Here is a 25,491-nt window from a genome sequence, read left to right as displayed (position 1 = left end):
GGGCTCACTCCGTGTAATCAGTTTCTAGGGCCAGTTCACTGCCCTTTGACGCCAGGGCCAGAGTCGTAGGGTTGATCGCCTTGACTCGGAACTTGCCCCTGAACTCGTCGTCCATGCGCAGCGCGATTTGCTTGCGTTGACCCGGCATCAAGGTCACTGCTCGGGTGGCGGGGTTCACATCACCACCGGGGCGCGGTTCGCCGACGACGTTGCCCTGGCTGTCCTGGGCCTCCAGCAAGATCTCCAGGCTCACGTCTTGCGAGAACATATCGTCAGAGGCCAGCATCACTTCAACGACCGGCAACCGCGTCGTGATGCGCTTTGCCCCGTTCTTGTAGGTGAGCTCGACCATCACCTTGCGCTGCTCGGCGTGCGAGGCCGTGTCCAGGCGCGCCACCAGCACTGGCACGACAGCCTCTGCCAGTGATGCCCCGCCGTGGAAGTACAAGTGTCCGGCGCGGTACGGTGCCATGCTGCGGGGAAAGGCCACTTGGGCGAAGTCCCCTCGAATGCCAACCTTCTCCGCGTTGATGACCAAGCTGTGACCGTCCCCAGTACCGTCGCCCAACATGATGCGATCGTGCGCGTTTACAGGCCATTTTCCCTGGGGCTTCACACACACATCACCCGCCTCTGCCTGTGCGTTGAGAAAGAAACCGTGGTCTGTCACAATCACCGCATCTTTGAAGCCCATACCGCGCAGCTTGTGAAGTGCCACGCGAATCAGCTTCAGCGTGCCCGGAATGAGCCCGAGCGTCGTCTCCGGGTTGCTTTCCAGTTGGCTGTCAATCTCTGTTGATCGCAGAACCAGCAGATCAACCGTGTCGGCGATCTGCGGCTTTCCACGCACAAAGTCATTCAACACCATCTCGTGAAATCGGTCACCGAGGCGCTTCTTGAATGCATCCATGCGCTGGCTCACGTTCGCAACTGAAGATCCCGACAGCTTTGGTACCAGGTTGTCGTTCTCAAGCACCAGGGTCAAGTCAGTTCGTGCCCCTGGCAGCAGGCTTGCCATCCCAACCAATGTGATGGTTGGCAACTGTGCGTAAGCCGCTTGCAGCTCAACTGGGCCGTCTTCAGCCAGAAGCTTCTCCAGCGCCACCCCCAACTCGTAGCGCAGTGCATCCACCATCAGGTAGGCGACCTTGCGCCCACTCTCTTTCAGGCGGCCTGCTACCAAGCGATCAAACACGTCGGCGTTTGCCATGCGGCCGGTTGGCGGCCAGCCGGCGGTGTCGACATGCTTCACGAACACGCCTTGCACCCTTTCGGCCAGGCGGCGATAGCGTGACCGCGCTTGGCTGACCACCTCATGCATCAAACCATGTTGATCGAGAAAATCACCGACGGCCTGTTCGAACTCTCGCTGGAGGCGATCCGCCTCGCGCAGACTGCCCAGGTAAAAGTCGAGTAAGTCTGCCTGCGAGCGAGTGTGGTCGGGCAATTGACGCTCGTAGTCTTCGCAGGCTTCCACCAAACTCAACCCGGCACGCACCAGTTCCCACTGGGCTTGGCTTTCGCCCTTTCCAAGCCACACCGATCCCTTGTAGCGCGCCAGCACACGGCGGGTGGAATCCGTATCGTTGTTGGTGATGCCATTGATGGCCGTGCGCAGAAAGGTCCGCTCTTCAAATGGAAAGGTATCACGCACACCCAGATCGTCAATGGAGCCACAAACCTCTACCAGTTTGAGTTCGGTTTCAATGGCTTCAGCCCGCTCGATGTAAACAGCACGCGACTTGGGGTCGTTGCGCAATCGTTCGCACACATCCTCGACGATGGGCCTCGCCTCCATTGGTGCATGGGGAACGCCTTTCAGGCTGTCGGGCAGCGCCGTCGGTAGGTCGAAAACAAACTCACTGAACAGCACATAGCGCCAAAGCTCGTCGGCAAGAGCGGACCAGCTCTTGGCACGCGTCTTCACGTTCACGGCAAGGGTTGCCCGCAGGAAGTCCCGAGCCTCTTGCGCCCACCCCTCCTGGGCTTTCAACGCATCCGCCTGGTGGATGCTCGGTGCCAACAGTGCGGCGAGAATCTCGCGCCCCGACTCCACCCTGAGCGTCGCGCGCAAATGCGGCCAGCTTACGCCGCCTCCGATTGCATCAATGACTGCAAAGGAAGGGCCAGTTGGAGAGCCTGCAAACACCTGCCTGATCTCGGTGGCATGGTCCGGGCGTGCCTTCAAGCAGATACTCAGGTAATCATCCCCATCATCCAACTTGGGAAACACTGCTCCGCAGGCCGCATAAAGGGCGAACGGATCGATCTGCTTTTGCTCGTCGGTTTCGGGGCGCTTGGCTGGCACATATACCAACACGCCTTCCAGCGTTGCCTTGGGTTGCCCCACCTCGCGCAGTGCCAGCAGGGCCGCCTCGCGGCTTTCAATACTGCTTTCAGATACATCGACGACCCGTACCTTGTCGGCAGCCAGATCGAAGCATTGTTCGCGGTAGCGCCTATCAGCGTCGTACACCACCAGTGCGCCAGCTTGCTTCAAGCGCGGGCGCAGTACGCTCTCTCGAATAAATTCGGCAATGCTCATGCAACAGACTCCGTACTCTCTGTGCTCTTGTCGAGATGAGTCGACCACAACGCGTCGAGTGTGGGGCTGTTTCCAGCGGCAAGCTCACCCATCGCGGCGACCACCAGAATAGCCCGACCACGCAAAAACCGGTTGAAATCATCCCTTAACTTCTGCTTAAACGCCGCACCGTCAATAGCGGCATAGTGCGCTTTGGAGAGCAGGTCATATGAAATCAGATGGGACTCCAAGCGCGTTCGCACAACACTTTCGTCAGCCCATTGAACACGCTCTTTCAGGTAGTCCAGCGGATCTTTGCGGCCGATCATCCGGTTGGTCTTCCAAGTGATGAGCGCGCAGTTCAGCGCCAGGTAGCTCGGAACTTCAGCTTCTGACAGCAACGCATCTGGAAACACGTGGTGGTACTCACGCTTTTGAATGCTGTCGTAGGTTGCGGGTTTGTGGTCTGCGAAGTCGATTGCACCCAGGTAGGTCGTTACCGCCAAGATGGCGCGTGCTTCTATCCCCGCAGCCTTCGGCCAGCCAGCAGCCATCAGCGAATCCACATCCGCCAGCGGGAATTCGGAACGATTCAGCGCGGGCACGGTCGCCAACTCGGCATCGGCAAAGCCGGGATTCTTCAGCATTGCCTTGAGCGCCTTGAAGTCGGCAAACGCCCGAGATGCTGCGGTGTTCTCATAGCGGTCTGTGAAAAAGGCCGACCACAAGTACCGGCGCAGCAGCTTCTCTGCCTTGGCCAAAAAGTCACCGTGGTCCGGTATCAACTCGTAGGCAGCCGCGATAACGGCAAGCACCGCATTCGTCGGCAACCGGGCTTCATCGAACACACGCTGGCTGTCCAGGAAAGACGCCATCCGCTCAAGCCCGCGCTCCAGCTTCGGCCAGTTTTGCAGTAGCTGCTTTTTGTCCATCTCGATCATGCCGCGCGTGTTGGGTAGCTTTTCCTGCAACAACGCCGAAGTGGACAAAATGAGGTCCGACAAATTGCCATAGCGCCGCGCCGTTGGGCACTTGTCGTTCAGACTGGCCTCCAGGGCATGGAGCGACTTCTCCGCAACGCTTTCAACTTCGGCCACGATGATGTCGTACAGAGATAGGGGCTTGCTGTTGGTGTTCATGTTGATAAACACCTGCAGCGCCACATCCTTGCTGGTATCGGCCGGCAGAGACAGGTAGGGCAAGTTGAAATGAGTAACGCGCTCGCGCAGCGTTGTGATCTCTGCTTTTATCTTGTCGCGAGTGGCGGTGTAAGCCTTGTACTTGGACAACGCATCCGGGTCCGTGTCCGCAGGCTCAAGTGGCTTGGTCGCATCGTTGAGCCAGAGGTCTATTTCGGTCGAAATGTCGCCGGGTCGAAGCAAAGATACGGGAAGCAATCCGCGTTTAAAACACTGCGGAGGCTCCTCTGCCCAGCGCGGCATGCGAAGCTGGTGCTTGTTCACCCAGCGCGGAATACAGCGGATCTCAGCGTCAGCCCCCGACTTGCTCTCGCCGCGATCAAACTCCGGCAGATAGACAAAGAACGTCTCCCACTCGTAGTTGTTGTGCATCGACCGCCAAAACGCCGTAAGCCGCTGCTGCCCATCCAACAAATGCTGCGTCACGGTGCCTGGCCCGGCGGGGTCAGATGTAGCGATGTAGCGCGACTCAAACTTCTCCGCCCCGGCCACTTCAAGTGCCAGCGTCACGCCAACCGGCAGATTGTTGATGATGGTGTTCAGAAAACTCGCGATTCGGCCACGATCCCAAGCCTCGAAACGCTGAAAGCGCGGCAGCTTGATCATGCCTTGCTGGATATTTTGGAACCAGACGCCAAGGGTTCTATCTTGGGCTTTGCTGGACTGCTGCATGATGCTCATTCGCCTACTCCTGCTTTCTTCCTACCGCGTGTTTTCTTCGGTGCTGCTTCAGGCTCGACGTACAAATCCTTCAGACCGTGCGCAATGGCCAGAGATTTGTCGGTCTTGCACTTCTCACGCACTCGCTCAGGCCAATAGTTCATGGCCAGGTGCGCCCACTCGTAGTCGCCTTTTTCCAGCTTCGCCCAGGTCTCTTTGAGCACCTTCTGCCAGGGCTTGTGGCGGAATAGCGACCACAGCGGCGCGGCGGCGATCTGCACGCCGTCATCGTGGTTAGGCTTGTAGGTGGGGGCGAGCTTGAGTAAGGTGTCGCGCAGCTCAATTAACTCCAGCTCGAAGGTTTGCAAAGTCTCGAACTGCTTTTCATCGTCACGCGTGCGGGCAGAACCCTTGTTGCGCAAAGCCGCCACGTCAGCATCGACTTGTTTGAGCTTGGGCTCGACGAAGTCATTGATGGCGGTGTAGAGCGTCTGGCTGGTCAGGCTGGGGTAATAGACCCACAGCGTGTAACTGCCGGACTGCGTGGCCAGCGGCCAGTAAATGGGCGCTTTGCGGCGGCTCTTGGAGTAGCGCTGCAAATGGAAGGCAAAGAAGTCGCGCTGCATCCAGCGGCGCACGTCGCTGGGCACGGGTGCATCGACACGAGCCAGCACTTCTTCGACCAGACGCGCCAGGTCGTGCGGGTGACCAGGGTCGTCCAGCAGGATGCCGGCGTGGTCGTGAAACGGTGCTGCGCCATCGGGCAGCATGCCAGGGCTTTTGGCGGGTAGCGGGTCGAAGGGCTCCGGCTCGCTGAGTGCGGTGCGCTCGCCGGTGGCCAACCGCCAGTCGAAGCGACCAAAGGCTACACCGACTGCCCAGCTCAATAAACCAGCCGTCTGATCGACAGGCACGGCGTCGTCTTCTTCATCCCCTTCGTCTACTGTGCTGGCGTTGGTCTCGCCCTCGCTTACCGCGCTTTGCCCGGCCTGCATGGCAGCACGGTCAGCTTCGCTAAAACCATAAAGATTGGTGGCAATACCGTCGACTTCGTTCTGGATGCGCACCAACTCAGATTCAATGGCGGGAGTGTCGTAATCGCCTAAACGGGCACGCAGTGTCGCAGGCAGCGAGAATGCAAGGGACACTTCATCAATAGAATCCAATGCGCGCTTTAGTGACCAAGCTCGACGCGCAGCTGATGCAAGCTTGGCTCGTTGGTCCGCCAATAAGTCTGGGACAGGTGTTCGCTGAATCACACCGACTTCGTAAGAACCGAAAGCCATTTGAATACTCAGGAGCATTTCAAATGCTGAACTATTGGTGATCGCAATAAGAGCCAATAGTTCTTCGGGGTCATTGTCACCTGTCAGGATCGCCGGGCCTTTGCTTCCAAAAATACAATTTGGCGGCAAAGCTCTGAAGCTGGCACCCTTTTGGCTCCTTGCCGACCATGTGATGCCGGGTCGAAAGTACTTTGTTTGGTTCCAGCACTTTGAGTTGTTTTCTGAAGCTCTCCCCATCTCTAATTCAGCAAGTTTCCACTGGCCTAGGCTTTGGCCGTCGCCGTGCCAATCTACGACCACATGAACTTTCTGGTAGAAAGACGCGAATTCTCCACCCTTCGCCAGGTATGCCCATTTCTTGCCTCCCTCGCTCCGTCTGGACAGTAAGAGATTGCAAGGAACCTCCCAATAGAGCCGGAGCCACTGAAAATTTGAGCCGGTCGAAAGCCCCATCCAAGCCTCACGTCTGGACGAATTCAGTGCAGGGAAGCGGCTAAATGAGCCACGAACGTGTTCGCTAACCCAGTATGCAAATGGTGATGTTGGTACTCGCCGGAAAGACTCTGGGGCGAGTGAGAACACAAGACGACTAATCGCACCATTTCTCAATTTCTCAATTGAGCTGGCCAAGGCGTTTTCCTTATCTGCCGTATCGAGCAATCGCAAAAATAGAGTCATTAGACTTTCTCCAGTACATAGGCGGCCGCCTCAACCATCGCGTCATCCATCACTCCATGTCCAAGGTCGGCGACCACCTCTGGCCGGGCGATCTGAAGAACGACCTGCTCACGCCAGGGCTGATACCGAGATAGAAAGAAGCAAGTCCTGGACGTAATTGCTCCTACACGTCCAGCAGGCCGAAGAAGCTCCAGCGCACGATCAACAAAAATCGCCACCAAATCATTCTTTGATATCGGATATGCCTTGGTGAGTTGGTTCTTAACGCCGACACAGAGCGCCCCAAATGGCGGATTCATCACCACCACATCAAAAACTTCCCGGCACAAATCAATGAGCCGAAGCCCCTGCAAAGCATCCTGCGCAAAAAGCCGCCCTTGGTAAGTGGATTTGGCCGCCTGGGCAAACTCGGTCAGCGCAACCCGCAAGCGGGCTTCGGCTTTTTGCCACTGCTCCATGTCCGCCTCTTTGAACAGGCTGCCATGCTCACCAAAAACCTGCCTAATCAAATCTGGCAACTCCTGCTCCACCTGGAGCAGTACGCCCAGCTCGGGCAAGCCTTTCAGCAGTTGCAGCGTCTTCTCAAAAAGCTCGGCGTCCAAGTGGTCCAGGGTGGCGGCAAACTGCTGGCGCAACTCAGGCTCTGCCGGGGGCGCAATGGCGGCTACCACATGGCCGCGCCCCACCAGCGGTCGGTCTTTGGCCTTGACGCCAGCGTCGTGCCAAGCGCGCTGCGCCCGCAGCCACAGCGCCAGGGAGGCAATCTGTGCGGCGCGCGGGTCGATGTCCACGCCGTAGATATTGTGTTCGATGATCAGGCGCGGCACATCGCGCACCAAAGCTGCTTCGTCGGCGTAAGCTTGGCACAGAGGCGCACAAGCGCCAGGCACTGGTTTGTTTGCCTCTGTATTGATAGCTGCTCGTGCTTTCCCCGATTGGCCTAGAGCCGTTTTTGATGCATATTCTGCCGTGCGTGCGGCATCGGCCGGAACCTGCAGCGAGCCGGGGCCGTGCCGCTGCTCCCAGGCCCAGGCCTCGCGGTAAATCTCGGCGAACAGGTCGAAGGCATACAGGCCAAAGTGCATCGAGCCGCAAGCAGGGTCCAGCAGTTTCAGCGTGCGCGGGTCGCGCACCGGGTGGTGGGCAATGACCTTGGCCTTGCGCTGTGGTTCTTCGCTCACCAGACGCTCAACGATTTCCTGGCAGATGGCCACAAACCAGCGCTCTTGGTAGACGCTGCCATCACCGCCATGCCGGTCTGCCCGGCAAACCAGAAATATGCCGTCCCACAATTCTTGCGTGCGCAGGTCTGCAAAGCGCTGCTGACGCAAGGCGGGTTCGAGACGCTGAAAGTAATCGCCCCAAGTGTCATTGGAGTAGCGGTCGTACGTGTTCACGCAATGCGCAAACTCGATCATGGCCTGGACACCAGCTTCGGTAGTGTCGAAGGTGGGAAGATCTGACCACCGGCCAGCCTGAACGAGGGCCGTGATCGAACCTGGGCGAAGTTCATCTGTGTCAAACCGGCGCAGAAATACGTCCTGTGGCGTGCAGAGCAGGTATTGGCAGCGATCGCGCAGAGCGGTCGTACCCTGGGTGGCTTCGTACCAAAGGCGTCCCAAGGTGTTGTCGACCAGGAACTCCACCACGTAGCGCGGCGTGAAAAACTGGTTGCGCACGGCCAGTTCGCGGCTGTTGCGCGGCGCCTGACTGGCCTCCCGCATCTCCTTGCGCTCTTCTTTGGAGTTGAAATATTGGTAGATCCAGCCGATGGTTTCGTCCTGGCCCCACAGCGGGGCAATCTCGGCATCGTTGATCAGGTTCAGCACTTGCAGCAACGCGGCCTCGCGCGGAAACAGGCGACCCTGGGGCGAGTAGCGGTCGAACAGGCCCGGCAGGTCTTGGGCAAGTTCGTCGAAAACGCTGAACAGGTATACGCGGTAGGCATCGCCGGTTTCGCCCAAGCCGGTGCCAGCCAAGCGTGCATAGAGCTGAAAGCCCTTGGCCTGGAAGCCGTTGCCGACCGATTCAACCAACAGGCCACGCGCCTCCGCCATGCGCAGTGCTGCTAGACGGTTGAGCACGGTAAAAGCTTGCTCACGGACGATGCGGTCCAGCCCCTGGGCGGAATTCATGTCGCCACTGGCGGTGTAGTGCGCCAGGGTGTCACGCAGAATGCGCGCCGTTTCGCGCTGGGCGTCGTTGATATGGCGCAGGCTAGCCAGATCGGCCACGGTGCCCGCGTTCGGGTCCATGCCGTAGTCGTTCTGAAGCTGGCGGGTGAATTCTTCTTCCAGCACGCGGCGTGCGTCGTTGACGAAGCGCTGCAGGCGGTTTCTTGTTGTTTGGTCAAAAGCCATCGTGGTTACCAGACGGAGGTGAATTGGGGCCGGAGCGGTTCCATGGCTTGCGGAATTCTCTCAGCGCAGGTAACGCCGAGGTACGTTGCAGCCCGTGTCGTGCCAACGTACAGGTACTTGGCAAAGAGGTCAGGGTGCCGCTGTGCGAGTGCGTCGATGCCTACAAAAAACACTGCTTCGAACTCAAGGCCTTTGATGTGCTGGATGTCAAAAACGCGCACGTCGTTGTCGTTGCCCATGACTTGGCCTTTGGGGCAGGCTACGACTTGAATGTTTTCATCTTCAAGAATTTCGTTCAGCGAATCCGCGAGAGGTTGAATATCTGATTCGCTGTTGACAAATATCGCCGTAGATGGAAGCTGCTTCAGATAGCTGGCGATATGGCGAATTCGGTCAGCCAGCCAAGCATTAGTCTCATCTGAATCGGCTGACTCTAGAAGGGCAGGCCGTTCACTTTCGTTGTTGACGTGTGGCGGCAAGGATGCGTCTTGCGTATCACCACCCAGCTCTTGGATGATGGCACGCGCCAGGTCGTTTAGTTGACGGCTTTGCCGGTACGAAACACTGACACGGCGGACTTCAATTTCGGGGAAAAACCACTTCAAATCCTCAACTGATTGGCTGCCCCAGGTGGTTAAGCGCTGATTGAAGTCACCGCAGGCAAAAAACGATCGCAGCTGCGGGTTGGCAAGTGCCGCCATGCAGGCAAGTTGTACCGGCGAGAAGTCAGTAGCTTCGTCCACCAGAATTTGGTTCTTGTGAAGGCCTTGCACCGTTTGCAAAGCACTCCAATACGTGTCTTTCAAACGGCGAGCAATGGTGGCGTTGCGCAACAAATCACCAGCAGAGCGCAAACTGGTCAAGATGACGATGTCCAGCTCCAACGGGTGAATATCTGTGGCCGGGAATGGTTCAGAGCGATACCAGGTGCCTACTTCTTGCTGTGCTTTTCGGAAGGCGCGGTAGCGCCTTGGAATGCCATCCAAATAGCGCTTGACGGGGCTGACAAACCTCCGTGCAGCAGAAAGCAACACCAGTTGAGTGCCCACGTTGGCGCGATGCTCCGGCTTCAGTGAGCGTTCGCCCAACCATTCAATGATTTGAGCGTTCTTGCTGCCCTTGGGGACCACTCGTTTCGCCGCCGATGTTCGTGCTTGCGCCCTCAGCGCAGAGCGGAATGCACTGATGGCTGGGCCACGCCCTGTTTTGGGCACAGTGGGGTCTTCGTCCTCGTCTCCATCGGTTTCAGCCTCTTCTTCGGTATCGACAGAAGCGCTGGCTTGAAGCTGGTCTATGAATTGTCCCAACTCATCTAGAAAAAGACTGTTTCCGTTGAGTGCCAGATTGAGCGCATCGTCAATCCTTTGGTCAGAAGCGGCCTTGAGTTCAGTCACCAAACTCTGCAAACTGACGGACTCAGCTTGAAGTTCGATAAGAAGGCTGGCCATGTTGGAGGAGTCTTGCCCCGTTAAAACGGACGAGATCTTCGTGCCCACCTGTGCCGCTAGCGGATGGGCAGCGCTGACCAGAGTCAGAACCCCGGTTTGCATGTCCTGAACAAAGGTAAGGCGTTGCCAAATGTTGAACGCGTCGAACCAATCACTGGGGTTGTTGTGTGCATTCGCATGCAGGATTGCGGCATGCTCTTTTAGCGTGAACAAGCCGCCAGTTCCAGGTAGGCGCAAGATGCCGAGCACATTGCGACCTAGCTCACGGCGGTAGTCGATCCATGTCTTCAACCGCTTGTCAGATGCTGGCACGCCTTCACGCGCAAAAGCTTCTTTTAGATACTGCTTTAGTAGTTCGGTGGGCGTGAACATCATCCAGCTATCAGGGTGAGCGGCACTGCCACCTTGTGATGCCCGCTCAATGGTTTGACGCTCTCCCGCCGAAAGGCTGTCTGGCGCGGTGATGTCTATCTTTTGGCCCAGCCGCCGGATCAGCGTTGTGGTTTTTCCGGTGCCAGGTGGCCCAAGAAGTAGCAAGCGTTGATTCAGTGGAAGGCGAAATATCTCGTCCTGGTATTTGTCCAGAACAGGCTGGTCCCTAAGGCCCATTTTTGTGATTCGCTCTCTGCGAATGCCCTCGAAAACTTCTATTTCTTCGGCGTCGCTGGCCAGCACCTGGCTTAGCAAGTCTTTGACCCCTTCGGGTGCTTTCTTGTCCTGCAGCAACGCCCGAAGGGACTCAATGGTGAACGGCCCAAATTTGTCACCCTCGAGTACAGACTCTCTGGAGTCCCATACGCCTGCATTTTTTTCCGGTCTAAGGCGGGTGCGCTCAACGACCTCTACCGTTTCCCCATTCGGGAGATGAAATCTGTCACCGACCAGCAGCGAGGCTAAGCGCCCGACAGGCGCTTTGTAACTTGCTAAAAACCCCGGTGCACCGGACACTGGAGTTGCTCGGCAGATGAAGTACACCCGTTCATCGCCTGAGTTTGTGATAACGACCACTCGGGCGATGGCAGGCTCTCGCATCAACACCTGGACACTTTCCTGGTTGGCGTGGTTGACATCAGCAAGCGCCCGGGTAGCCCCAGCCGTGTTGAGCGTATTCACTGAAGCGAACGCATCAGCTCCCAAACCCTTGTGCGCACTTTGACCACGGGCTATTTCAGCCACGCGAGTCAGCATGTTGAGTGAATCGGTCGCAACTTTCAGGACGTGCTGCTGTTCTACTGCTGACAGGTTCATAACTTCATTCTTTCCCTGATGAGTCAATAGACTAGTCAGCGTCTATGGCAAAGCTGATATCCAGCTCGGCGTACAGCGATGCGTCTGATTTCAATTCCTGCAACTGCTGAATGAGAACGTCAAGTTCTATAGTTGCTCCAATTTTTTTGGGCACCTTCACTCGCTTGCTCAGCTTGGACGGTCCGGTATTTCCCTCTTTTGCTTGCATCTCCTCAAGTCGGTGACGCTTGCGTTCTTGGCCTTGGCGTTGAATAAAGCGCTTGAGATCTTCAATGGTGCTGTTGATGTCGTAGTCGCGGGCCAGGAGTTTTTTGAGTCCGGCCAAGTCGTGAGTTGTTGCCAGGGCGAGGCTATCCAGCCGGTCCACGGCGTTGCCGCGTTCTTCCTGGGTAAGTTCTTCCCACTCCGAGACGCGCTGCAAGTCCTCAACGCCTTCCTTCAAACGCAACTTTTGATGTTCAGCGAGTGTGATGACAGCATCGCGCACCCTGCCCTTCAGGTGAGTGAGCTGAGAGTTGAAGTCGGGTGTGTGCTTGAAGAAGTCCTCTTTGCCGAGCCGCTCTGACAAGGCGCCCAGGTCATCGGCGAGTTCGCGGCGCAACTCGCCCGGTACCCCTGTGTTTGGCAACGATTCGATGTCGCGGCGATGCACTTGAAGGTCCCGCAGTGTTATGTCGAGCCCGTTGTCGAGCACGCGCTTTACATCAAGCGCCCACTTCAGGTTGTCGTAAATAGCGGAGGTTTCGGCGCCCATGCGCTGAGGAGCGTCAGAGGCATCGGTGAACAATACGTCTGCAATGTCCTGGTTCAAGGTGCGAATGCGCTCACTACCCGCCAGCCCGAGGCCACTGAGCTTTTCAGCCAGTGATCCGTAATCATGCTGAAAGCGCGGAAATTGCTTGGCGGCTGCCTTGCTGATCTCCTGCTCCAGCGGGATGACCATGTCACCCACCAACTCGCTAAGGCGCTCGGCAGCGCGACCCAGCGTTTCGATCGAGGGGCGCTCATCTCGCAGCGAAACGCCGATTTGTTTGAACGAGTTGTTGGTCTTCAGCGCATCGATGGCTTGCTGGCCCGCGGCTGTGACTTCGCGGCCGGACACCTTGAGCTTGATTTCGCCGGCCATCAACATGGCGGCCACGATGTAGCGCGTGGTGTCTGGCGACCAGCCGAACGGATCGCTGCTGAAGTCGTCCAGCAGGCGTTTTCCGTCAACAGTGCCGCGCTTGTCGATGTAGTCTCGAATGCTGATCATGGCCTTGTGATCAGTCTTGAACGACGCGCGACCAGCCACCGTTTGCACCAAACCGAGCGGGTCCAGCGCACTGCTGATGGCTGCGGGGTTGGCCACCTTCAAGAACTTTTCCGCCGTATCGGTACCTGCGCGTACAGGAGCTTCGACGTAGCGGTCAAAAACTTGGCCGGCCACATCGGAGAGCAACTTCTTGGTTGCATCCAGCAGGTCGCCGTCCAACGCCGACACCGCCGTGGCCTGGCCCCGGAAGACAAATGAGCCCGCCTGCAGGGTCTGTTTGATTTTGCTATGCAGTTGGGTCGCGAGCTTGGCGGCACGGTCGAGTTGGCCGGTACAGTAGTCCTTGACTTCTTGGTCGGGTTCGTTGCGATGCAATTCGGCGATGCGCTGGCAGCGATAGATTTCGTTGGCCAGATCGTCGAGATCGGGGTTCGTCCGGGACAGCAATCCGAGGGTGTTGCGGCCCGAGCGGCTGCGAGAGTCGTCGAGCATGCGGTTTTTGGCCGCGTCGTAGTCGCTGGATGCGACCAATTCAACCACTGTCTGGATGGCGCTTTGATCACCCGCCAGGCTGGTGATAGCGCTGCCCGACTGGACCTTCAATCCTGTTGCTACTGCCATGGTGCCGTGCAGGCTGACACGGGGTAGCGGGTCGAAGGATTCTCGCAGGGCGTCGTTGAAAATGCGCTTGACGTCTACCGTACGCAATGCGATGGCACCTCGCTCCTGCTCGATATCGCGCAACTTTTCACTCAGAAAGACGAGGTTGCCGTCCTTCTCGCCGAGAGGGACATGCACGTCAACGAGCATTTCCTCGACTGCCTTGCGCACCGTTTCCAGCTGCGAAGGCGCAGTGATGGACGGATGCATGAGGCTGGCGACGTTTTGCACTGACACGGGCAAGTTTCCAAGGATCTGCAGCACGGCAACAGACTTTGCGATGTCCTGGTGGAGCTGAGAATCGTGGAAGCGAATTTGTACTTTGCCAACCGCCTGGTGGATTGACGTAAACGCACGCCGAATGTCCTTCTCCAGCTCATCGTAGAGCGTGACCGTGGTGGCCAGCCAGCCCACCGGTTGATCGGCCATGGCCCTAGAACCGCCCTCGCCCTTAAGAACATCTTGAATCACCTTGATCGCAGACCGCAAGCCGATGCCGCCAGTGGACTTGGCCAAGGCGCCGAGCAGGTGCAGCAGGATGTCAAAGTGCGCTGGCAGGAATGGGTACAGATTGGTGAAGCTAGCTTTACTGAAATCGGCGTCGTAGTACTTGGCGTCTTGCAGCTTCGTGTTGTGCCGCAACGCTTGGCCGTGGGCTTCGAACAACTTGCCCAGTTCGGTCTCGCCCGCAGGAGACTTGCCCAACAGACGTCGGTAGCAAATCTCCTTGATGTCGCTCGATTCGAGATCAATCTGGATGGGGAAGCGGTCTTTCAGCTTGTAGAGCTTGTCTGAGTTCAGCGCCGCACGGGGGTCGTCTTCGGTCAGAGTCTGTTGGGCAGTAGAAATGATCCAGGCTTTGCCATCGCCCAGGCGCTTAAGGTTTTTGGCCAGGCCGTCGAGGTTGAGGATCAGGTTGTCGCGCGAAGCGACGTACTGGCCCACCTCATCGACGATGAAGATGATGTTCTGCTTGCCACTCTTCTCGCGGACGATGTCGATCATCTCCTGCACGCGCTGGTCTTCGAACTGGAAGAAACCGTCGGTGCTAGATGAGAATGACTTGGCCTCCGGGAAGAGCGCTGGGTACATCTCGTGCGCAATCTTCGGAATAAGTCCGTCAATGGCCAGGGGGTTGTTCTGAACGCGTGCCCAAGTGGCGCCCGGTAGCGCCTTTGCGATGCGCTCATGCAACTCCGGCGTGCGGCCATCCTTCTCGATCATTCGCTCGAAAGCAGCGACCTTAAGGTTGCGCGAGTAACCAGCCCACTGGAGGACTTTGAAGTAGAGGACCGTGGAAACATCTTCCATCGTGGCACCCGCAAGCATCTCGCTGGCCAAGTCCAACATCACCACTGCTGCCGGGAATCGCTGTGCCACAGTACTGAGAAGCGCCTTGGTCTGTGGCTTGTGTAGCCGATCTTGCAGATACTTGATGAATGGTGTGCCGTCGATGCTGCGCTGATCATCGAAGGCCAAGCCAAGGTACTTGGTGAACGAACTCTTACCGGAACCGTAGAAGCCGGACACCCATACGCCGACTTCGTTTTCTCCGCCCGACTCCATTGCGAGCTGCATGCGGTCCAAAAGCTTGCGGAACTGCTCCTCGATGCTCTCGGTGACCACGTACTCCGAGATCTCAGCTTTGAGGCGGCCTTCTTGCGAGGCTCCGTAGGTGATGACCTTTTCGATGGTCCGGTAGATGTCCTTGCTGGGGTCGAAAAGTGAGCGAATGGTCATGGGGTGTTCCCTGTGTTCTTTGATCTGATCAGCCGCCGACGTGAACCGAGCGGTAGTTGCCGTCTTCCGGATAAAAGCCGAGAAACTTCAGTCGCGTTTTACCGGTCCGAATGCCGGGGTACAGAAAAATCGTCGGCACATGAAATTTGCCTTGAAGCTGGCTTTCAATAGCACCAATGCGCAGAAACGGGTGTAGTGCCTCCAAATCTGTCACCAGGAGGAGCGCACTGTGCTGGCCCTCAAGCGGTCGCAAAGCGTCTTCTAGTCGCCTCAACAAGCCGTTGTCGGCAGTGAGGATGTCGGCCAAGGCCTTGTTGGTGCGGGGCCAATCGAGCGGTGCAGACTTGTCTTCAGCTACGCAGAGTGACCAAAACGGGTCTTCTTTAAGGACAGCCCAGATCTGTTCTGCAATGGAGAAAGTGTGGACGTTCCATCCTTCATGGTGGAGCTTGGCCATCCAGGCTGGCGTCTGCCGCTTCACCTCCAGAATTTGCTCTGGTGAGAAGACAAGGTAGTAAATTGGCTCGAAACTCGCATGTCCCAGCTCTCGGCCATGCCGGATGCGCTCGCGCAGTTCATCGAAATCAGCTTTTAGTGAGGACATTACAGAGTGTCTCCATGTCTGGTTGCTTCCAGCTGATTCGGACCACATCACCAGCTGATTGGGCGATGAGAAGACTCTTCAGCGAGAGCCGCTTGATCTCTTCCAGCACGTCTTCACGCGCGAGTCCAAAAAGTTGCCAGTCTTCGTGAGTGAGCAGGGCGTTGTCACCGACGCCAGCAAAGTGCAATTCGTATGCAATGTACGCGGCCACATTGGGGTACATCCGAAATGGCAGGATGTGGCGTGTGGACTTGCTTCCGCGCTCAAGCATGCCGTAGTCGGCGCAACACCCAGACAGGTATGCAGAGACGCGTCTGACTGTGCTATCCGACCAGCGTTTGATCGTCTTTCCATCGTCAATTGCTCGATCAACAAACGCGCGAGCATCCGCGTTCGAAATGTGCGTGTAGCCCGCTGAGTATCGTGACCAATAAACTTGGCGCACGAAATCTCCAAGGATGGGGTTGGCTCGACTTGTGAACAGCAGAAGTAGCTGCACAAGCTCGCCGGAGGAGATGATGGGCGATAGCAGCTTCAGGTGTTTGGCGGGTGCACCACCATCGACTAAGTAGCGAGGTGCGAAACATTCGACAATTACATTGCGCAGCCTTCGGGCAGTGATTGTTGGGAATCTGCCCGATCCCAATGCTACTTGTTGCAACTGATTTGCCGACATTCCAGGGCTCCATAGCTCAAGGAGCGTCTTTGCTTCATCAACCAACCCAAGGCCTGCCTGCAGCTGTGTGGTGTAGAGTGCTCTTTCGCTCACATCAGCCCACAAAGTATGGGTAAGTTTTGGTATTGTGCTTAAAGGCAGACAAGTAGGCTCCTGCAATTTCTTTCAAAACGGGAACAGCCTCAATGTCTACAGCGCTCCCGAAGGCGATCGGCCCTTCGATAAGCTGTGGGCGTTCCTTGGCTAGTTTTTTCAATTCATTCAACGCAGAAAGTTGGTCGCTGCCCGCACTGCTGATAAGTCCGTCCTCGACGCCACTCTGCACAAGCGTATGAAGATCTTGCTCGACCTCTTCCGGTAGACGGAAAAGATGGTAGCTACCGGCGTTCAGATGCTCGTCGTGAAGCCGCCTAGCTGCCTCTAATGTCCCGTGGTATTGCGCGAGCCTGTGAGTCTTCGAGAACACAGGGTCCAAAAATAAGCGGCTTGATTGGTCATAGAACGAGGTAGGCCACCATGCAAACTGGTTGCGCTCGCCCAGAACACCCACTACGAGCCGTATCTGCAGAAGTAGAGAGAGATTTTTTTGGTCCATCTGGTCTTTCATCATTGCTGTCCAGCGCGCCAGAACTACGACGCATGCTCGCTGAATAGGGGGCAGATCTTAAGGCCGCATGGACGCTTGCTGTTTGCGTCTCGTCTCAGAGAACTCGTCAGTGGGACGTGGACGCGATGAAGGGAAGCGCAATCGCGCGTTAACTCCCCCCTGTGATGACCATGTCGCATAGCGACGTCGTCTAGTTGTGGCGAAGGGTCACACCCCTATGAGCTGCCCTGCAATTCCATTCGGACCGGTAGTTCTTTACGTCGCTTCGGATCACGGTAATGCAGCCACTTTGCGCAGATGATCGCGCAAAGTGATGCACTGCCTTTGTTCAGTCTTTAAGCCACTTGTACAGTCCGTAGGCAGCAGCCCCTACGGCCAGCGGAGCAGCAGCCGTGATTAGCAAGCCCGCGCCCATACCACCCCCTACCACGGTACCCACTGCCGCGAGCCCAGATGTAATTCCTGTGGCGCCGAGGCCTGGCACACCCAGGGCTGCAACTGCACCCACAGCTCCTGCACCTCCGGTCGCGGCTCCTCCTGCGCTCGCCAGTGCGGCTTTGCTCTCTTTTTCCATGATCCGATCCTCGTTTTTATCGTCAATGTAGAAATTTAGGCCTTGCGAAGCCCCAAGGGTAGTGCCGCCTAGATTGATGGCACTGAGTCAAGCTTATACACAATTTGCAACATTTTACAACCGCCCAAATGCGCTATTGTTTTAATAAATTTTTTTGAAACGCACTGCGACTTTTTTCGGTCGCAAGAATTTACATTTGGTGTGAATTGCTCAACGGAATAGCGATGTTCATGTCGTGAATGTAAATCGTGCTGTAAACAATTTCGTGTCGAATTATTCTCTTCCCAAACACAGCTTTCTTTTCCGGAAAATCAGCGAATCGGTCATTGCTTAATACGAAGATTTTACTGTCTATCTCCGCCCCCATCAAAATGGTTTCGTCGGCACGCCGATTCTCGGCCACCACATGCACTTTAGCGTGCGGAAATCTCAATCGGAGGTCCCTATCATTCATTCTCATTTGTCCACGAATGCCATGATCAAATATTATGGAAATAGCGTAATTTTCGGAAATCACAGGGATTAGTGCGTCGAGAGCTGAGAGGCCAATAAACCTATCCTGTTCGTAGCAAAGATTGTTTCCATCAATAATTATGCTATCTATTTCTCGATTGGATGCTGCGATGATTTCATTGACGCGAGAGGTGAGCTTTTTTATGTCAGCTTCGGCAGATCTGTCTTGGCGGCGCAGGTCATTTATAATCGATCGAGGATTCCCCGTGGAGAAATAGAGAGAGCACCTATCGTGGATTTTTTTACGTTCGTACGAATTTTCGGCCTTACCAAGCTCCGTCTCAAAAACAGTAGCTCGTTTGATATCGGCATCGATCTTGTTTCGTAAAATTCCTAAATCAGAAAGCCGATTCATGGGAGCTAAAATTAGCTTGTCAAGATTTTCCTTTTTTGCAAGCAATTTTGTTATTTGAGGTCTCAGTTTTTCTATTTCCATAGACAGAAATCGCACCTCTGCTTGTACAGATAGCTTGTCAAAGCATCTGTATCTCGCTAATTCCTCCTGGAGCCTCTCGGAGCGCACTCGCAGTGCATCTTTCGTCTTTTGAATCTGTGCTTTTTGATCTGCGAATTGTTTTAAGTTGCCCCTTAGCTCGGAGAGTTGCATCTTTGCCATGGCTCTCTCGGATGAGAACCAGTGACGAGGATTAAAACCCAGGCTTGCTTGAGGAGATAGATTCAAACAAGTGAGCTCATCAGTGCGAATCTTTTGGTCAAGTCGATCTATTTCTTTGGTTGCTTCTTCCATTCGTTGGTTAATTCGGGCGACCTGCATTTTTGAATCACCAAAATCGCAACTATCGAACCATTGTACAGCCGCTTGATGCGAGTCGATGCGGTATTGAATGGCAAGCAGTTCTGAATTCAGTGCCGAGTATTTTTGGTCAATTGGATTGTTGATCAAATCAAGGTTCCTCTTTTCAGTTGCTTTCAGGCGTCTGTAAATTTGCGAGTGTGAATCGGCGTCAACTGCGCCATCAGAGCATCGCTAGGCTGCCATTATTGCTGGGCGTATTTAGCTGCCGCCTTCGACTCCCAATTAGCCTTGGCAATGAGTGCAAGTCCCGCGCAAACTGCCGTCACAAGTAAGTATGAGGTAAGAAGCCGTAAGGGTGTGGTACAAATGATTATCATTGCTCAATACTTTATGTTGGTTGCCGGCTGAAACAATTGCTACATGAATAATTTATTAGTCGTGCAACCTGGATACCAAGCTGCACCACCCTGGTCGACCACGTTATGAAAAATTGATCTCTTCCGCGACTTCGGCGTATAGGTATTTCCGTCGCAGAAATGCGACTTGAATGACCGCCGGCACAGTTACTCTGTATGCTGGACTGGCAATATCCACAGCAGTCCAGACGCCGGTTACGGCCCAGCCAATCGGACCGGCTAGAATAGACATGGTTCTTGTAAGTATTACATTCCCTGCAAGGGAAAGCCCTCTGCCAATAAGCGCTTTCAAAACGGCATTGACTATTATCAGCGTTAGTTGATATGACTTGAATCCGCCAGCTCGAAAAATGGCTTGAAAAGAACCGAGGACTATTTCTTTCGTCACTGATAGATCTTTTAAACCCATAGACTGTGCAAGTTCGCGCACTTCACTTTCAGACATTTTTTCAATGGCATCAGTGGCAATCTTCATGAGAAGATTCCCTTCGATCACTTCGACGCCTGAGCTCTTGTTATAATTTACGCTGAGCTTGTCACACACATCAGTCAGAACTTCTTTGTAAAGTACGCCTTCTCCGCGACGGAGCATGGTCGCTATGCTATTAGCGCCAAAGCACTGGATTTCAGCTGCAATAAGTGTCCAGTAGGCGTGGTGGTCAGGGTAGTGCTGCTTGTACTTGGCATCGACAGTTAAGCTTTCTGTGAATCGCACTTCTCCATCTTTGTCATGTGTGAGGCAATAGACTAAGTCATTCAAGTCCTCAGAGGCGAGTTCGCCGATGAAATCTATATCTTTGTCGCTTCGATAGCCCATGTTTCCCTCCTTCGGTTGCTGAAATATTGCGCGGATTCTTCCCCGCGAAAATAAAATTTTCTCGCTGCGTTAGAAGTCAATGCTCAGACAGTTTCAGGAATAGTGGGCATTGTTCGAATAAACGCCTCTACGTTCCTGATTGACTCGAGTCTATGGTTCAATTCTTCTTTACTCATAGCGAGTGAGCGCTCCAACTGCGCCAGGTAAACGTCGTAGGAATTCAGGGTCCCAGCCATGCTGTGATTTAGGGCAACCTTTGTGTCCTTCCAATATTTCCTCAAGGAAACAACGATCTGATCTTCGACCTTTTCCTTCTCGAACTGCTCCACTGTCTTCTTTGCGATGCGCCTCTGCCAGTCGCTTCCTAAAAGCGCGAACAGACCTGCAGCCAATAAAGCCCCGATACCGATGGCTATAGTTACTGGACCGCCGAGAGCAGAGATGACAGTCATCACAGCGGCTGGACCACCTACGGAGATTCCCATGGAGGAAAGCCAGCCAACTATCTTCGCAGCCAGAATGTACCCTCCGAGATTGCTTCCCCCTGCAACGGCGGCAGCCCAACCGGCAAGTGCCCCAGCTGCACCCACGCCGGTCAGAGCTGAGAGAAATGCGCTTTGAGCATCGAATCTCATCACAGAGCCCACCGGAGTCAGATAGTTTTCCATAGACGAGAGAACTCGGCTCAGCTCCGCATTGAGGTTGTCGCTGAGTACAGAGACCTGTCGATTAATATCGCGCTGCACTTTATCAATGAGGAATCCTCCCAAGTACTTTTCTGCGTCTTTTTTGTCTTTGTAGTTCTGACGCACCTCGGCCTCAATGAACTCTAGCTGGATGTACTTGCTGTAGACACTCTTGACGATCTTTTGCGTCGTGTCCAAGTGCTCGTCGATCATCCGATTGAGCCGTTGGCTCTCAATCGAAAACTTAGCCTTGGACAATTCTTTTTTTGCTGAATACTCGTCATACTGCTTCTGCGCACTTTCTCGATCGCTGATGCCTTGCTCAAAGCGACCTGCGAGGGCAGAAAGAGCGGCGGTCTGAGAAGACCTACCGTCTTCGAGGGAATGTTTTATACGTTCATATGCGGTCAGCGGAGCAGTGCTTCCTATGTATTGCTTCAGATCGACTAGCAACTCATCAGTGATCTGGCTTGTCGAGTCATCGACTGCAAATCCAAACATGCGCGCTCGCAGTGTATCCGCGGTGATATTTGTATTCCAGCGCTTACTAGCATCGAATAGGGCTTCCGCCAATTGATGTTCCGAACGTACTACAGCACTTTCAAAGACTCCGTGCAAAATCTGCGCGCGCGACTGTCCATCAGCGTCTGCGGTAATGGCATGAATCTGTGTACAAACCACAAAAAGATTCGCCAATGGAGCTGCATACTTAATTGTATAGAGTGCAGGTAACTGATCGAGCAGTACACGGAGATAAACCATATCCTGCCCGCCAAAAAAGCCAGATACCGTAGAGGTATAAATTAGCGAGTCAAACACCCCTCCAACCAAGCCTGCCTTTTGTGAGTCTGATTCGTCGTTTTCGTAGCCTGGCAGATCAATAAAATCCACCGCCTCGAGTACGGGCGCCTTGATGTAGACCAAAGCGGCAACTGCGCCTTCGATTGCAACAGGGGGCCGGAAATCTTCTGTTGCTCGCCCCGGATGCTGGGCATAGGTTTTGAGTGTGTCGTATCCGCCCGCAAACAGCTTATGTGCCTCTGCATTCTGCTGGTCATCCGGTGAGGACATGTTGTAGCCCTGTCCCATGATCCACACTGGCTCCGTTTGCCAACTAGGCTTGTCATCCAGATGCCTGATATGGCACACGAGAGATGTTGTTGGCTGATAGGCTGTCGGAAGGTGCTTGCCGCCAAGCAGATAGTTAAGAAGTGTCGACTTACCAGTGTCGAACTTACCTGCGACGGCCATGCGGGGCTTGCGCGCCATGTTGGCAATCATCGCGTGCATCTGCAGAAGGTCAGGAAGATCGGGTATGCCTTGGGTCTGGGGGGCAAACTTGAACCAACCATAAAGGTCGTGCAGAGCGTCTTCAAGTTTCTTGCGCTTATTGTCGGGCTCAATAGTTATCCCGCGAGTCTTTCTTACGTCACCGCAAAGTTCCGTCCAAGCCTTCACCAACTTCATTGACGCCTCGGAAGGGTCAGCTTCGTACCTTGACACTTGGGGTTGCGAAAGCGAAAGCGCTTCCGCAACCTGTACCTGGGTTAGACCAGCACTCTTGCGTAGCTGTCCAAGATCATAAATTTCCATGACTTCCTCTGGTGTAGCTATGCCTCTGATACGAATGTCTTATGGTCAGGACTCGCACACTCTGGCAGATCCGGGGCCAAAGCATTGCAATCATGCTTTGGAATATCGTTTATATGATATGCATGTGGTGAATACTATTCCGTTTAAATGGAATGTCAACATTTTTTTTGCAGGGTTTTATGAGTTTCAAGCTTTGTTCATTGTTGGTAGGTGCTTACAAACGCCACACGCACTGATCCGCCTTGCTGGCCCGGGCGACCTGATCGTGGACGGGCTGTCGCGCACGCGGGTGTTTACCACCTCGAGCATGGGTCCAGACCCCGGCCGGGACGGCCGGCGCTTTGGCCGGCACCACTGAGCAATTGGGACATGGGGATGCTCCGAGGCGAGGCTGAGAGGCTCCTTGAGCTGCCCTGGTCCAGCTCTGGGCTGATCGATGCGGCGAAAGCGGATGGAGGCGCATCGCTGCCGGCGGGAAGCCACTCGGCGAACGGTGTGAGCGCCAGGCCATCGGGGACTTATCACTGCTTGCGCGCTGGATTCCAGCGGGCACGCAACTTCTTGACCCGGTCCTTGTCCTTGTACGAAGAGACGAGGTAGGTACCGCTCATTGGCTTACCTCGGGTGGCGCATCAACCCGTGGCACGCCTTGGCGCCATGACTGCACGTCCTGGAACTCGCGCTCGCAGCCGGTGCAGCGCAGCCGCTCCGTTGTGCGCATGGCGCCGCTGCCGTCGCGCTCGATCACCTTGCGGTAGCTGGTCACGCGAAAGATGCTGCAGCAGTTCCTGGGGATGGTTGAGAGGGCTGTTAGTGCCGGCGCACCCCCGTTAAACCGCAAAGGGTCCTTCTGGATGGAAATCAACACGCCAGTGGCCTTCTCGAACTCGGGAAGGATGCGGCTGGCCGTGTTCGCCCAGATGTCCGTACTGGTCTTGGCCACCACGACGCCATTGCCATCCCGCTCGGAGACCTCTAGGTAGAAGTGGCCGCCGCGCACGCGGGTGTCGTCCGCGACTTCGACCAAGGTCCATACGCCGGCCCGGAAGGCCTATGCCACGGCCGAGGCGACACCAATGAGCAAGCTAGTACAGGGGGATGCCCCGTGGTGAGGCTGAGAGGCTCCTGGAGCCGCCCTGGTCCAGCTCTGGGCTGATGAATGCGGTAAAGAGGATGGAGACGCATCGCCGGCGGCGGGAAGCCACTCGGCGAACGGCGTGAGCGCCAGGCGATCGGGGACGTACCACTGCTTGCGCGCCGGATCCCAGCGGGCACCCAGCGTATTGACGCGGTCCCTGTCCTTGTACACAGACACAAGGTAGGTACCGCTCATTGGTCGTCCTCGGGTGGCGCATCAATCCGTGGCAAGCCCTGGCGCCAGGACTGCACATCCAGGAACTCGCGCCCACAGCCAGTGCATCGCAGCCGCTCCGTTGTGCGCATGGCGCCGCTGTCGTCGCGCGCGATCACCTTGCGGTAGCTGGTCGCCCGGCAGATGCCGCAGTAGTTTCGTAAGCGTGCGGTCATCCCACCCTTGAAGGGAACGGTCTAAGCGGCAACGATGGTGTCCACCAAACAAGTTAGGTGGACACCATGAATGAAGCCAAGAAGAAGACCCGCCGGCGATACGACGCCGAGCTCAAGCAGCAGATCCTCATTCAGTGCGACGAGCCGGGTGCATCGGTGGCCAGCATTGCCTTGTCCCACGGCATCAACGCCAATGTCGTGCACAAGTGGCGTCGAGAGGGATGTAGGGCGCTGCCTGCCCTGCAGGCTCCCGCATTTGTTCCAGTGCCGCTGCCACCAGCGGCGTGTGCATCTGCACCGGACATCCGCATCGAGTTGCGCCGTGGTGCCACCAGCGTGTCAGTGACCTGGCCCCTGGCGGCGGCCGATCAGTGCGCAGTATGGATGCGAGAGCTGCTCAAGTGATCCGGGTGGATGCCCTGTGGCTGGCCACCGAGCCGCTGGACATGCGAGCGGGCACCCAGACGGCGCTGGCCCGTGTGGTGTCGGTCTTTGGCGCTGCACGCCCGCACCACGCCTATCTGTTCGCCAACAGAAGAGCCAACCGCATGAAAGTGCTGGTGCACGACGGCATCGGGGTGTGGCTGGCAGCGCGGCGCCTGAACAGCGGCAAGTTCGTCTGGCCGCGTGATGCGGCAAGCACCGCCGCGCTCACCCGCGCACAGTTCGATGCGCTGGTGCTGGGCCTGCCCTGGCAGCGCCTTGGCGACGGTGGTGTAATCACCGTGGTCTGACTCTGGAGCGCAGACTGCGTATTTCGGTCGCTGCTGGACACTCATTTCGGTTTCTCTTGGACAGCGGGAACGGCGGGAGATGGGACCCAGTTCGGCACTCATGGACACGCACAATGTGCTGCCAGTAGGCGTCGACGCTGCGGCGCCCAGTCGCCATGTTGGTTAGGCGGGCAGGTGCGCGGCCGGCTAGACTTCACCAATCGCCACGAGCAGTCGTTCGCCCCGAGCTGTCCACTGAACGGTCAAGACTGGGCAGAGTCGTCCTCTCTCTATGCGTAACCGGCAGCTCCCGACCCGTTGCCGACCGTCGAGACTGCAGGGAAGCGGACCTAGACCGCGAAGGCGGGCCCCATTCGCTTGACACCTGTTGATTCCGGGCAGACGCAGGGCTCGACCAACGCCATCTTCAATCCTGGCGGGGTGTGACCCCGTGGTTGCCAGGACGGGTAGGCCCTCGACGGCGGCAACCGCTGAAGATGCCCTGCGATTCGGTGTCGATCAGTTTCTTGCGGCCCGCGCGGGTGAGCGTTCATCGGTGCGGGCTAACCCGCAGATTCCACCCGCACAGAGTCTCACTTGGCACCCCCGCTGGCCTTGGACACATACAGCGCCAGCGCCGCGATCTCTGCATCGGTGAGCTTTTCCTTGTACGAAGGCATCTGGCCCAGCCCGTTGCGCAGCGCCTTCGCCACGCGCGCAGCGTCGGGCTTCAACTCGTCCAGCACCGGGCCGACGGCGCCCTCGGCGCCCGCGGCCTGCAAGGTGTGGCAAACCGCGCACGAAGGCACGACGCCTTCCAGGAACAGCTTCTTCCCCAGGGCGAACTGCGCGCTGTCGTCGGCCGCCAGCGCGGGCAGAACGGGCAGCGCCAGGCAGGCACCAAGCATCGACGCAACTCTCAAGGCATGCAACACAGGGTGCTGCTGAAT

General features: G+C 56.2%; 19 protein-coding genes. 3 read left to right on the top strand and 16 right to left on the bottom strand.

The genetic code is table 11. The features are described from left to right. Window positions 1-4: 4 nt before the first annotated feature. The 12 genes from ASE31_RS15200 to ASE31_RS31040 all read right to left on the bottom strand — a co-directional run bounded on the left by ASE31_RS15200 (window position 5) and on the right by ASE31_RS31040 (window position 22,301). Window positions 5-2,545, bottom strand: a complete 2,541-nt coding sequence (locus ASE31_RS15200) for a PglZ domain-containing protein (protein ID WP_057202651.1) — start codon at window positions 2,543-2,545, stop codon at window positions 5-7. Then, on the bottom strand, window positions 2,542-4,404 hold the full coding sequence (locus ASE31_RS15195; protein WP_057202650.1) for a DUF262 domain-containing protein: 1,863 nt from the start codon (window positions 4,402-4,404) through the stop codon (window positions 2,542-2,544). Before ASE31_RS15195 ends, ASE31_RS15200 begins: the two co-directional genes overlap by 4 nt. Then, entirely contained in the window at window positions 4,401-6,347 is a 1,947-nt protein-coding gene (locus ASE31_RS15190; RefSeq protein WP_057202649.1) for a hypothetical protein, read from the bottom strand. The genes ASE31_RS15195 and ASE31_RS15190 overlap by 4 nt, the downstream gene beginning before the upstream one ends. Next, complete coding sequence (locus ASE31_RS32240; RefSeq protein ID WP_200961115.1) at window positions 6,347-8,707, bottom strand: hypothetical protein; 2,361 nt, start codon at window positions 8,705-8,707, stop codon at window positions 6,347-6,349. Before ASE31_RS32240 ends, ASE31_RS15190 begins: the two co-directional genes overlap by 1 nt. 5 nt (window positions 8,708-8,712) lie before the next feature. Further along, window positions 8,713-11,403, bottom strand: coding sequence for an ATP-binding domain-containing protein (locus ASE31_RS15175; protein ID WP_057202648.1), 2,691 nt, complete (start codon window positions 11,401-11,403; stop codon window positions 8,713-8,715). A 31-nt stretch (window positions 11,404-11,434) separates the two neighbouring features. After that, window positions 11,435-15,058, bottom strand: a complete 3,624-nt coding sequence (brxC, locus tag ASE31_RS15170) for a BREX system P-loop protein BrxC (RefSeq protein ID WP_057202647.1) — start codon at window positions 15,056-15,058, stop codon at window positions 11,435-11,437. Window positions 15,059-15,086: 28 nt separating this feature from the next. Further along, a complete protein-coding gene (locus ASE31_RS15165; RefSeq protein ID WP_057202646.1) occupies window positions 15,087-15,662 on the bottom strand; it encodes a BREX protein BrxB domain-containing protein in 576 nt (191 codons plus the stop codon). Then, window positions 15,643-16,431: a DUF1819 family protein gene (locus ASE31_RS15160; protein ID WP_057202645.1), complete on the bottom strand. Its 789-nt coding sequence runs from the start codon at window positions 16,429-16,431 to the stop codon at window positions 15,643-15,645. Before ASE31_RS15160 ends, ASE31_RS15165 begins: the two co-directional genes overlap by 20 nt. A gap of 1 nt (window position 16,432) precedes the next feature. Continuing rightward, window positions 16,433-16,945, bottom strand: coding sequence for a BrxE family protein (locus tag ASE31_RS15155; RefSeq protein WP_235514488.1), 513 nt, complete (start codon window positions 16,943-16,945; stop codon window positions 16,433-16,435). Window positions 16,946-17,709: 764 nt separating this feature from the next. After that, the gene (locus ASE31_RS31645; RefSeq protein WP_157412495.1) at window positions 17,710-18,936 is read right to left on the bottom strand and encodes a hypothetical protein; all 1,227 of its coding nucleotides are present in this window, start codon (window positions 18,934-18,936) and stop codon (window positions 17,710-17,712) included. 333 nt (window positions 18,937-19,269) lie between these two features. Beyond that, window positions 19,270-20,022, bottom strand: coding sequence for a DUF3944 domain-containing protein (locus ASE31_RS31045; protein ID WP_082604166.1), 753 nt, complete (start codon window positions 20,020-20,022; stop codon window positions 19,270-19,272). An 83-nt stretch (window positions 20,023-20,105) separates the two neighbouring features. After that, complete coding sequence (locus tag ASE31_RS31040) at window positions 20,106-22,301, bottom strand: helix-turn-helix transcriptional regulator (protein WP_082604165.1); 2,196 nt, start codon at window positions 22,299-22,301, stop codon at window positions 20,106-20,108. Between ASE31_RS31040 and ASE31_RS31640 the strand changes: the two genes are divergently transcribed. Continuing rightward, window positions 22,300-22,659, top strand: a complete 360-nt coding sequence (locus ASE31_RS31640; protein ID WP_157412494.1) for a hypothetical protein — start codon at window positions 22,300-22,302, stop codon at window positions 22,657-22,659. The two genes, ASE31_RS31040 and ASE31_RS31640, sit on opposite strands and share 2 nt — an antisense overlap. Window positions 22,660-22,822: 163 nt before the next feature. Here ASE31_RS31640 and ASE31_RS32620 read toward each other — a convergent pair whose 3' ends face one another. Genes ASE31_RS32620 through ASE31_RS32615 form a run of 3 tightly spaced genes read right to left on the bottom strand, consistent with a single transcriptional unit; the run spans window position 22,823 to window position 23,634 of the window. Further along, entirely contained in the window at window positions 22,823-22,912 is a 90-nt protein-coding gene (locus tag ASE31_RS32620; protein ID WP_235514484.1) for a DUF5710 domain-containing protein, read from the bottom strand. Next, on the bottom strand, window positions 22,909-23,328 hold the full coding sequence (locus tag ASE31_RS15140) for a hypothetical protein (protein ID WP_057202641.1): 420 nt from the start codon (window positions 23,326-23,328) through the stop codon (window positions 22,909-22,911). Before ASE31_RS15140 ends, ASE31_RS32620 begins: the two co-directional genes overlap by 4 nt. A gap of 24 nt (window positions 23,329-23,352) precedes the next feature. Further along, window positions 23,353-23,634 (bottom strand): DUF5710 domain-containing protein, encoded by a 282-nt coding sequence (locus ASE31_RS32615; RefSeq protein ID WP_235514483.1) that lies wholly within the window; start codon window positions 23,632-23,634, stop codon window positions 23,353-23,355. A gap of 260 nt (window positions 23,635-23,894) precedes the next feature. Here ASE31_RS32615 and ASE31_RS15130 point away from each other — a divergent pair, with 260 nt between their 5' ends. Together ASE31_RS15130 and tnpB are read left to right on the top strand one after the other, a co-directional pair. Continuing rightward, on the top strand, window positions 23,895-24,233 hold the full coding sequence (locus tag ASE31_RS15130; protein WP_056058970.1) for a transposase: 339 nt from the start codon (window positions 23,895-23,897) through the stop codon (window positions 24,231-24,233). Beyond that, the gene (tnpB, locus tag ASE31_RS15125; RefSeq protein ID WP_156379439.1) at window positions 24,209-24,562 is read left to right on the top strand and encodes an IS66 family insertion sequence element accessory protein TnpB; all 354 of its coding nucleotides are present in this window, start codon (window positions 24,209-24,211) and stop codon (window positions 24,560-24,562) included. The genes ASE31_RS15130 and tnpB overlap by 25 nt, the downstream gene beginning before the upstream one ends. Window positions 24,563-25,134: 572 nt before the next feature. On the opposite strand, the gene ASE31_RS15120 is transcribed toward tnpB, so the two are convergent. Further along, window positions 25,135-25,449 (bottom strand): cytochrome c, encoded by a 315-nt coding sequence (locus ASE31_RS15120; RefSeq protein ID WP_235514482.1) that lies wholly within the window; start codon window positions 25,447-25,449, stop codon window positions 25,135-25,137. Window positions 25,450-25,491: the final 42 nt, after the last annotated feature.

Origin of the sequence: Acidovorax sp. Root217 (assembly GCF_001428645.1) — a bacterium.
Lineage (GTDB): Bacteria > Pseudomonadota > Gammaproteobacteria > Burkholderiales > Burkholderiaceae_C > Acidovorax.
The sequence above is the reverse complement of the archived record's forward strand: the minus strand, read 5'-3'. Positions and strand labels throughout refer to the sequence as shown.

Coding starts and splice junctions, on each gene's coding strand:
- ASE31_RS15200 (WP_057202651.1), bottom strand. CDS start 2,545: ATGAGCATTGCCGAATTTATTCGAGAGAGCGTACTGCGCCCGCGCTTG.
- tnpB (WP_156379439.1), top strand. CDS start 24,209: ATGGATGCGAGAGCTGCTCAAGTGATCCGGGTGGATGCCCTGTGGCTG.
- ASE31_RS32615 (WP_235514483.1), bottom strand. CDS start 23,634: ATGAGCGGTACCTACCTTGTGTCTGTGTACAAGGACAGGGACCGCGTC.
- ASE31_RS15120 (WP_235514482.1), bottom strand. CDS start 25,449: ATGCTTGGTGCCTGCCTGGCGCTGCCCGTTCTGCCCGCGCTGGCGGCC.
- brxC (WP_057202647.1), bottom strand. CDS start 15,058: ATGACCATTCGCTCACTTTTCGACCCCAGCAAGGACATCTACCGGACC.
- ASE31_RS15155 (WP_235514488.1), bottom strand. CDS start 16,945: ATGAAAGACCAGATGGACCAAAAAAATCTCTCTCTACTTCTGCAGATA.
- ASE31_RS32240 (WP_200961115.1), bottom strand. CDS start 8,707: ATGGCTTTTGACCAAACAACAAGAAACCGCCTGCAGCGCTTCGTCAAC.
- ASE31_RS15175 (WP_057202648.1), bottom strand. CDS start 11,403: ATGAACCTGTCAGCAGTAGAACAGCAGCACGTCCTGAAAGTTGCGACC.
- ASE31_RS15190 (WP_057202649.1), bottom strand. CDS start 6,347: ATGACTCTATTTTTGCGATTGCTCGATACGGCAGATAAGGAAAACGCC.
- ASE31_RS31040 (WP_082604165.1), bottom strand. CDS start 22,301: ATGGAAATTTATGATCTTGGACAGCTACGCAAGAGTGCTGGTCTAACC.
- ASE31_RS15195 (WP_057202650.1), bottom strand. CDS start 4,404: ATGAGCATCATGCAGCAGTCCAGCAAAGCCCAAGATAGAACCCTTGGC.
- ASE31_RS32620 (WP_235514484.1), bottom strand. CDS start 22,912: ATGAGCGGTACCTACCTCGTCTCTTCGTACAAGGACAAGGACCGGGTC.
- ASE31_RS31640 (WP_157412494.1), top strand. CDS start 22,300: ATGACTTCCTCTGGTGTAGCTATGCCTCTGATACGAATGTCTTATGGT.
- ASE31_RS15130 (WP_056058970.1), top strand. CDS start 23,895: ATGAATGAAGCCAAGAAGAAGACCCGCCGGCGATACGACGCCGAGCTC.
- ASE31_RS15165 (WP_057202646.1), bottom strand. CDS start 15,662: ATGTCCTCACTAAAAGCTGATTTCGATGAACTGCGCGAGCGCATCCGG.
- ASE31_RS31045 (WP_082604166.1), bottom strand. CDS start 20,022: ATGGGCTATCGAAGCGACAAAGATATAGATTTCATCGGCGAACTCGCC.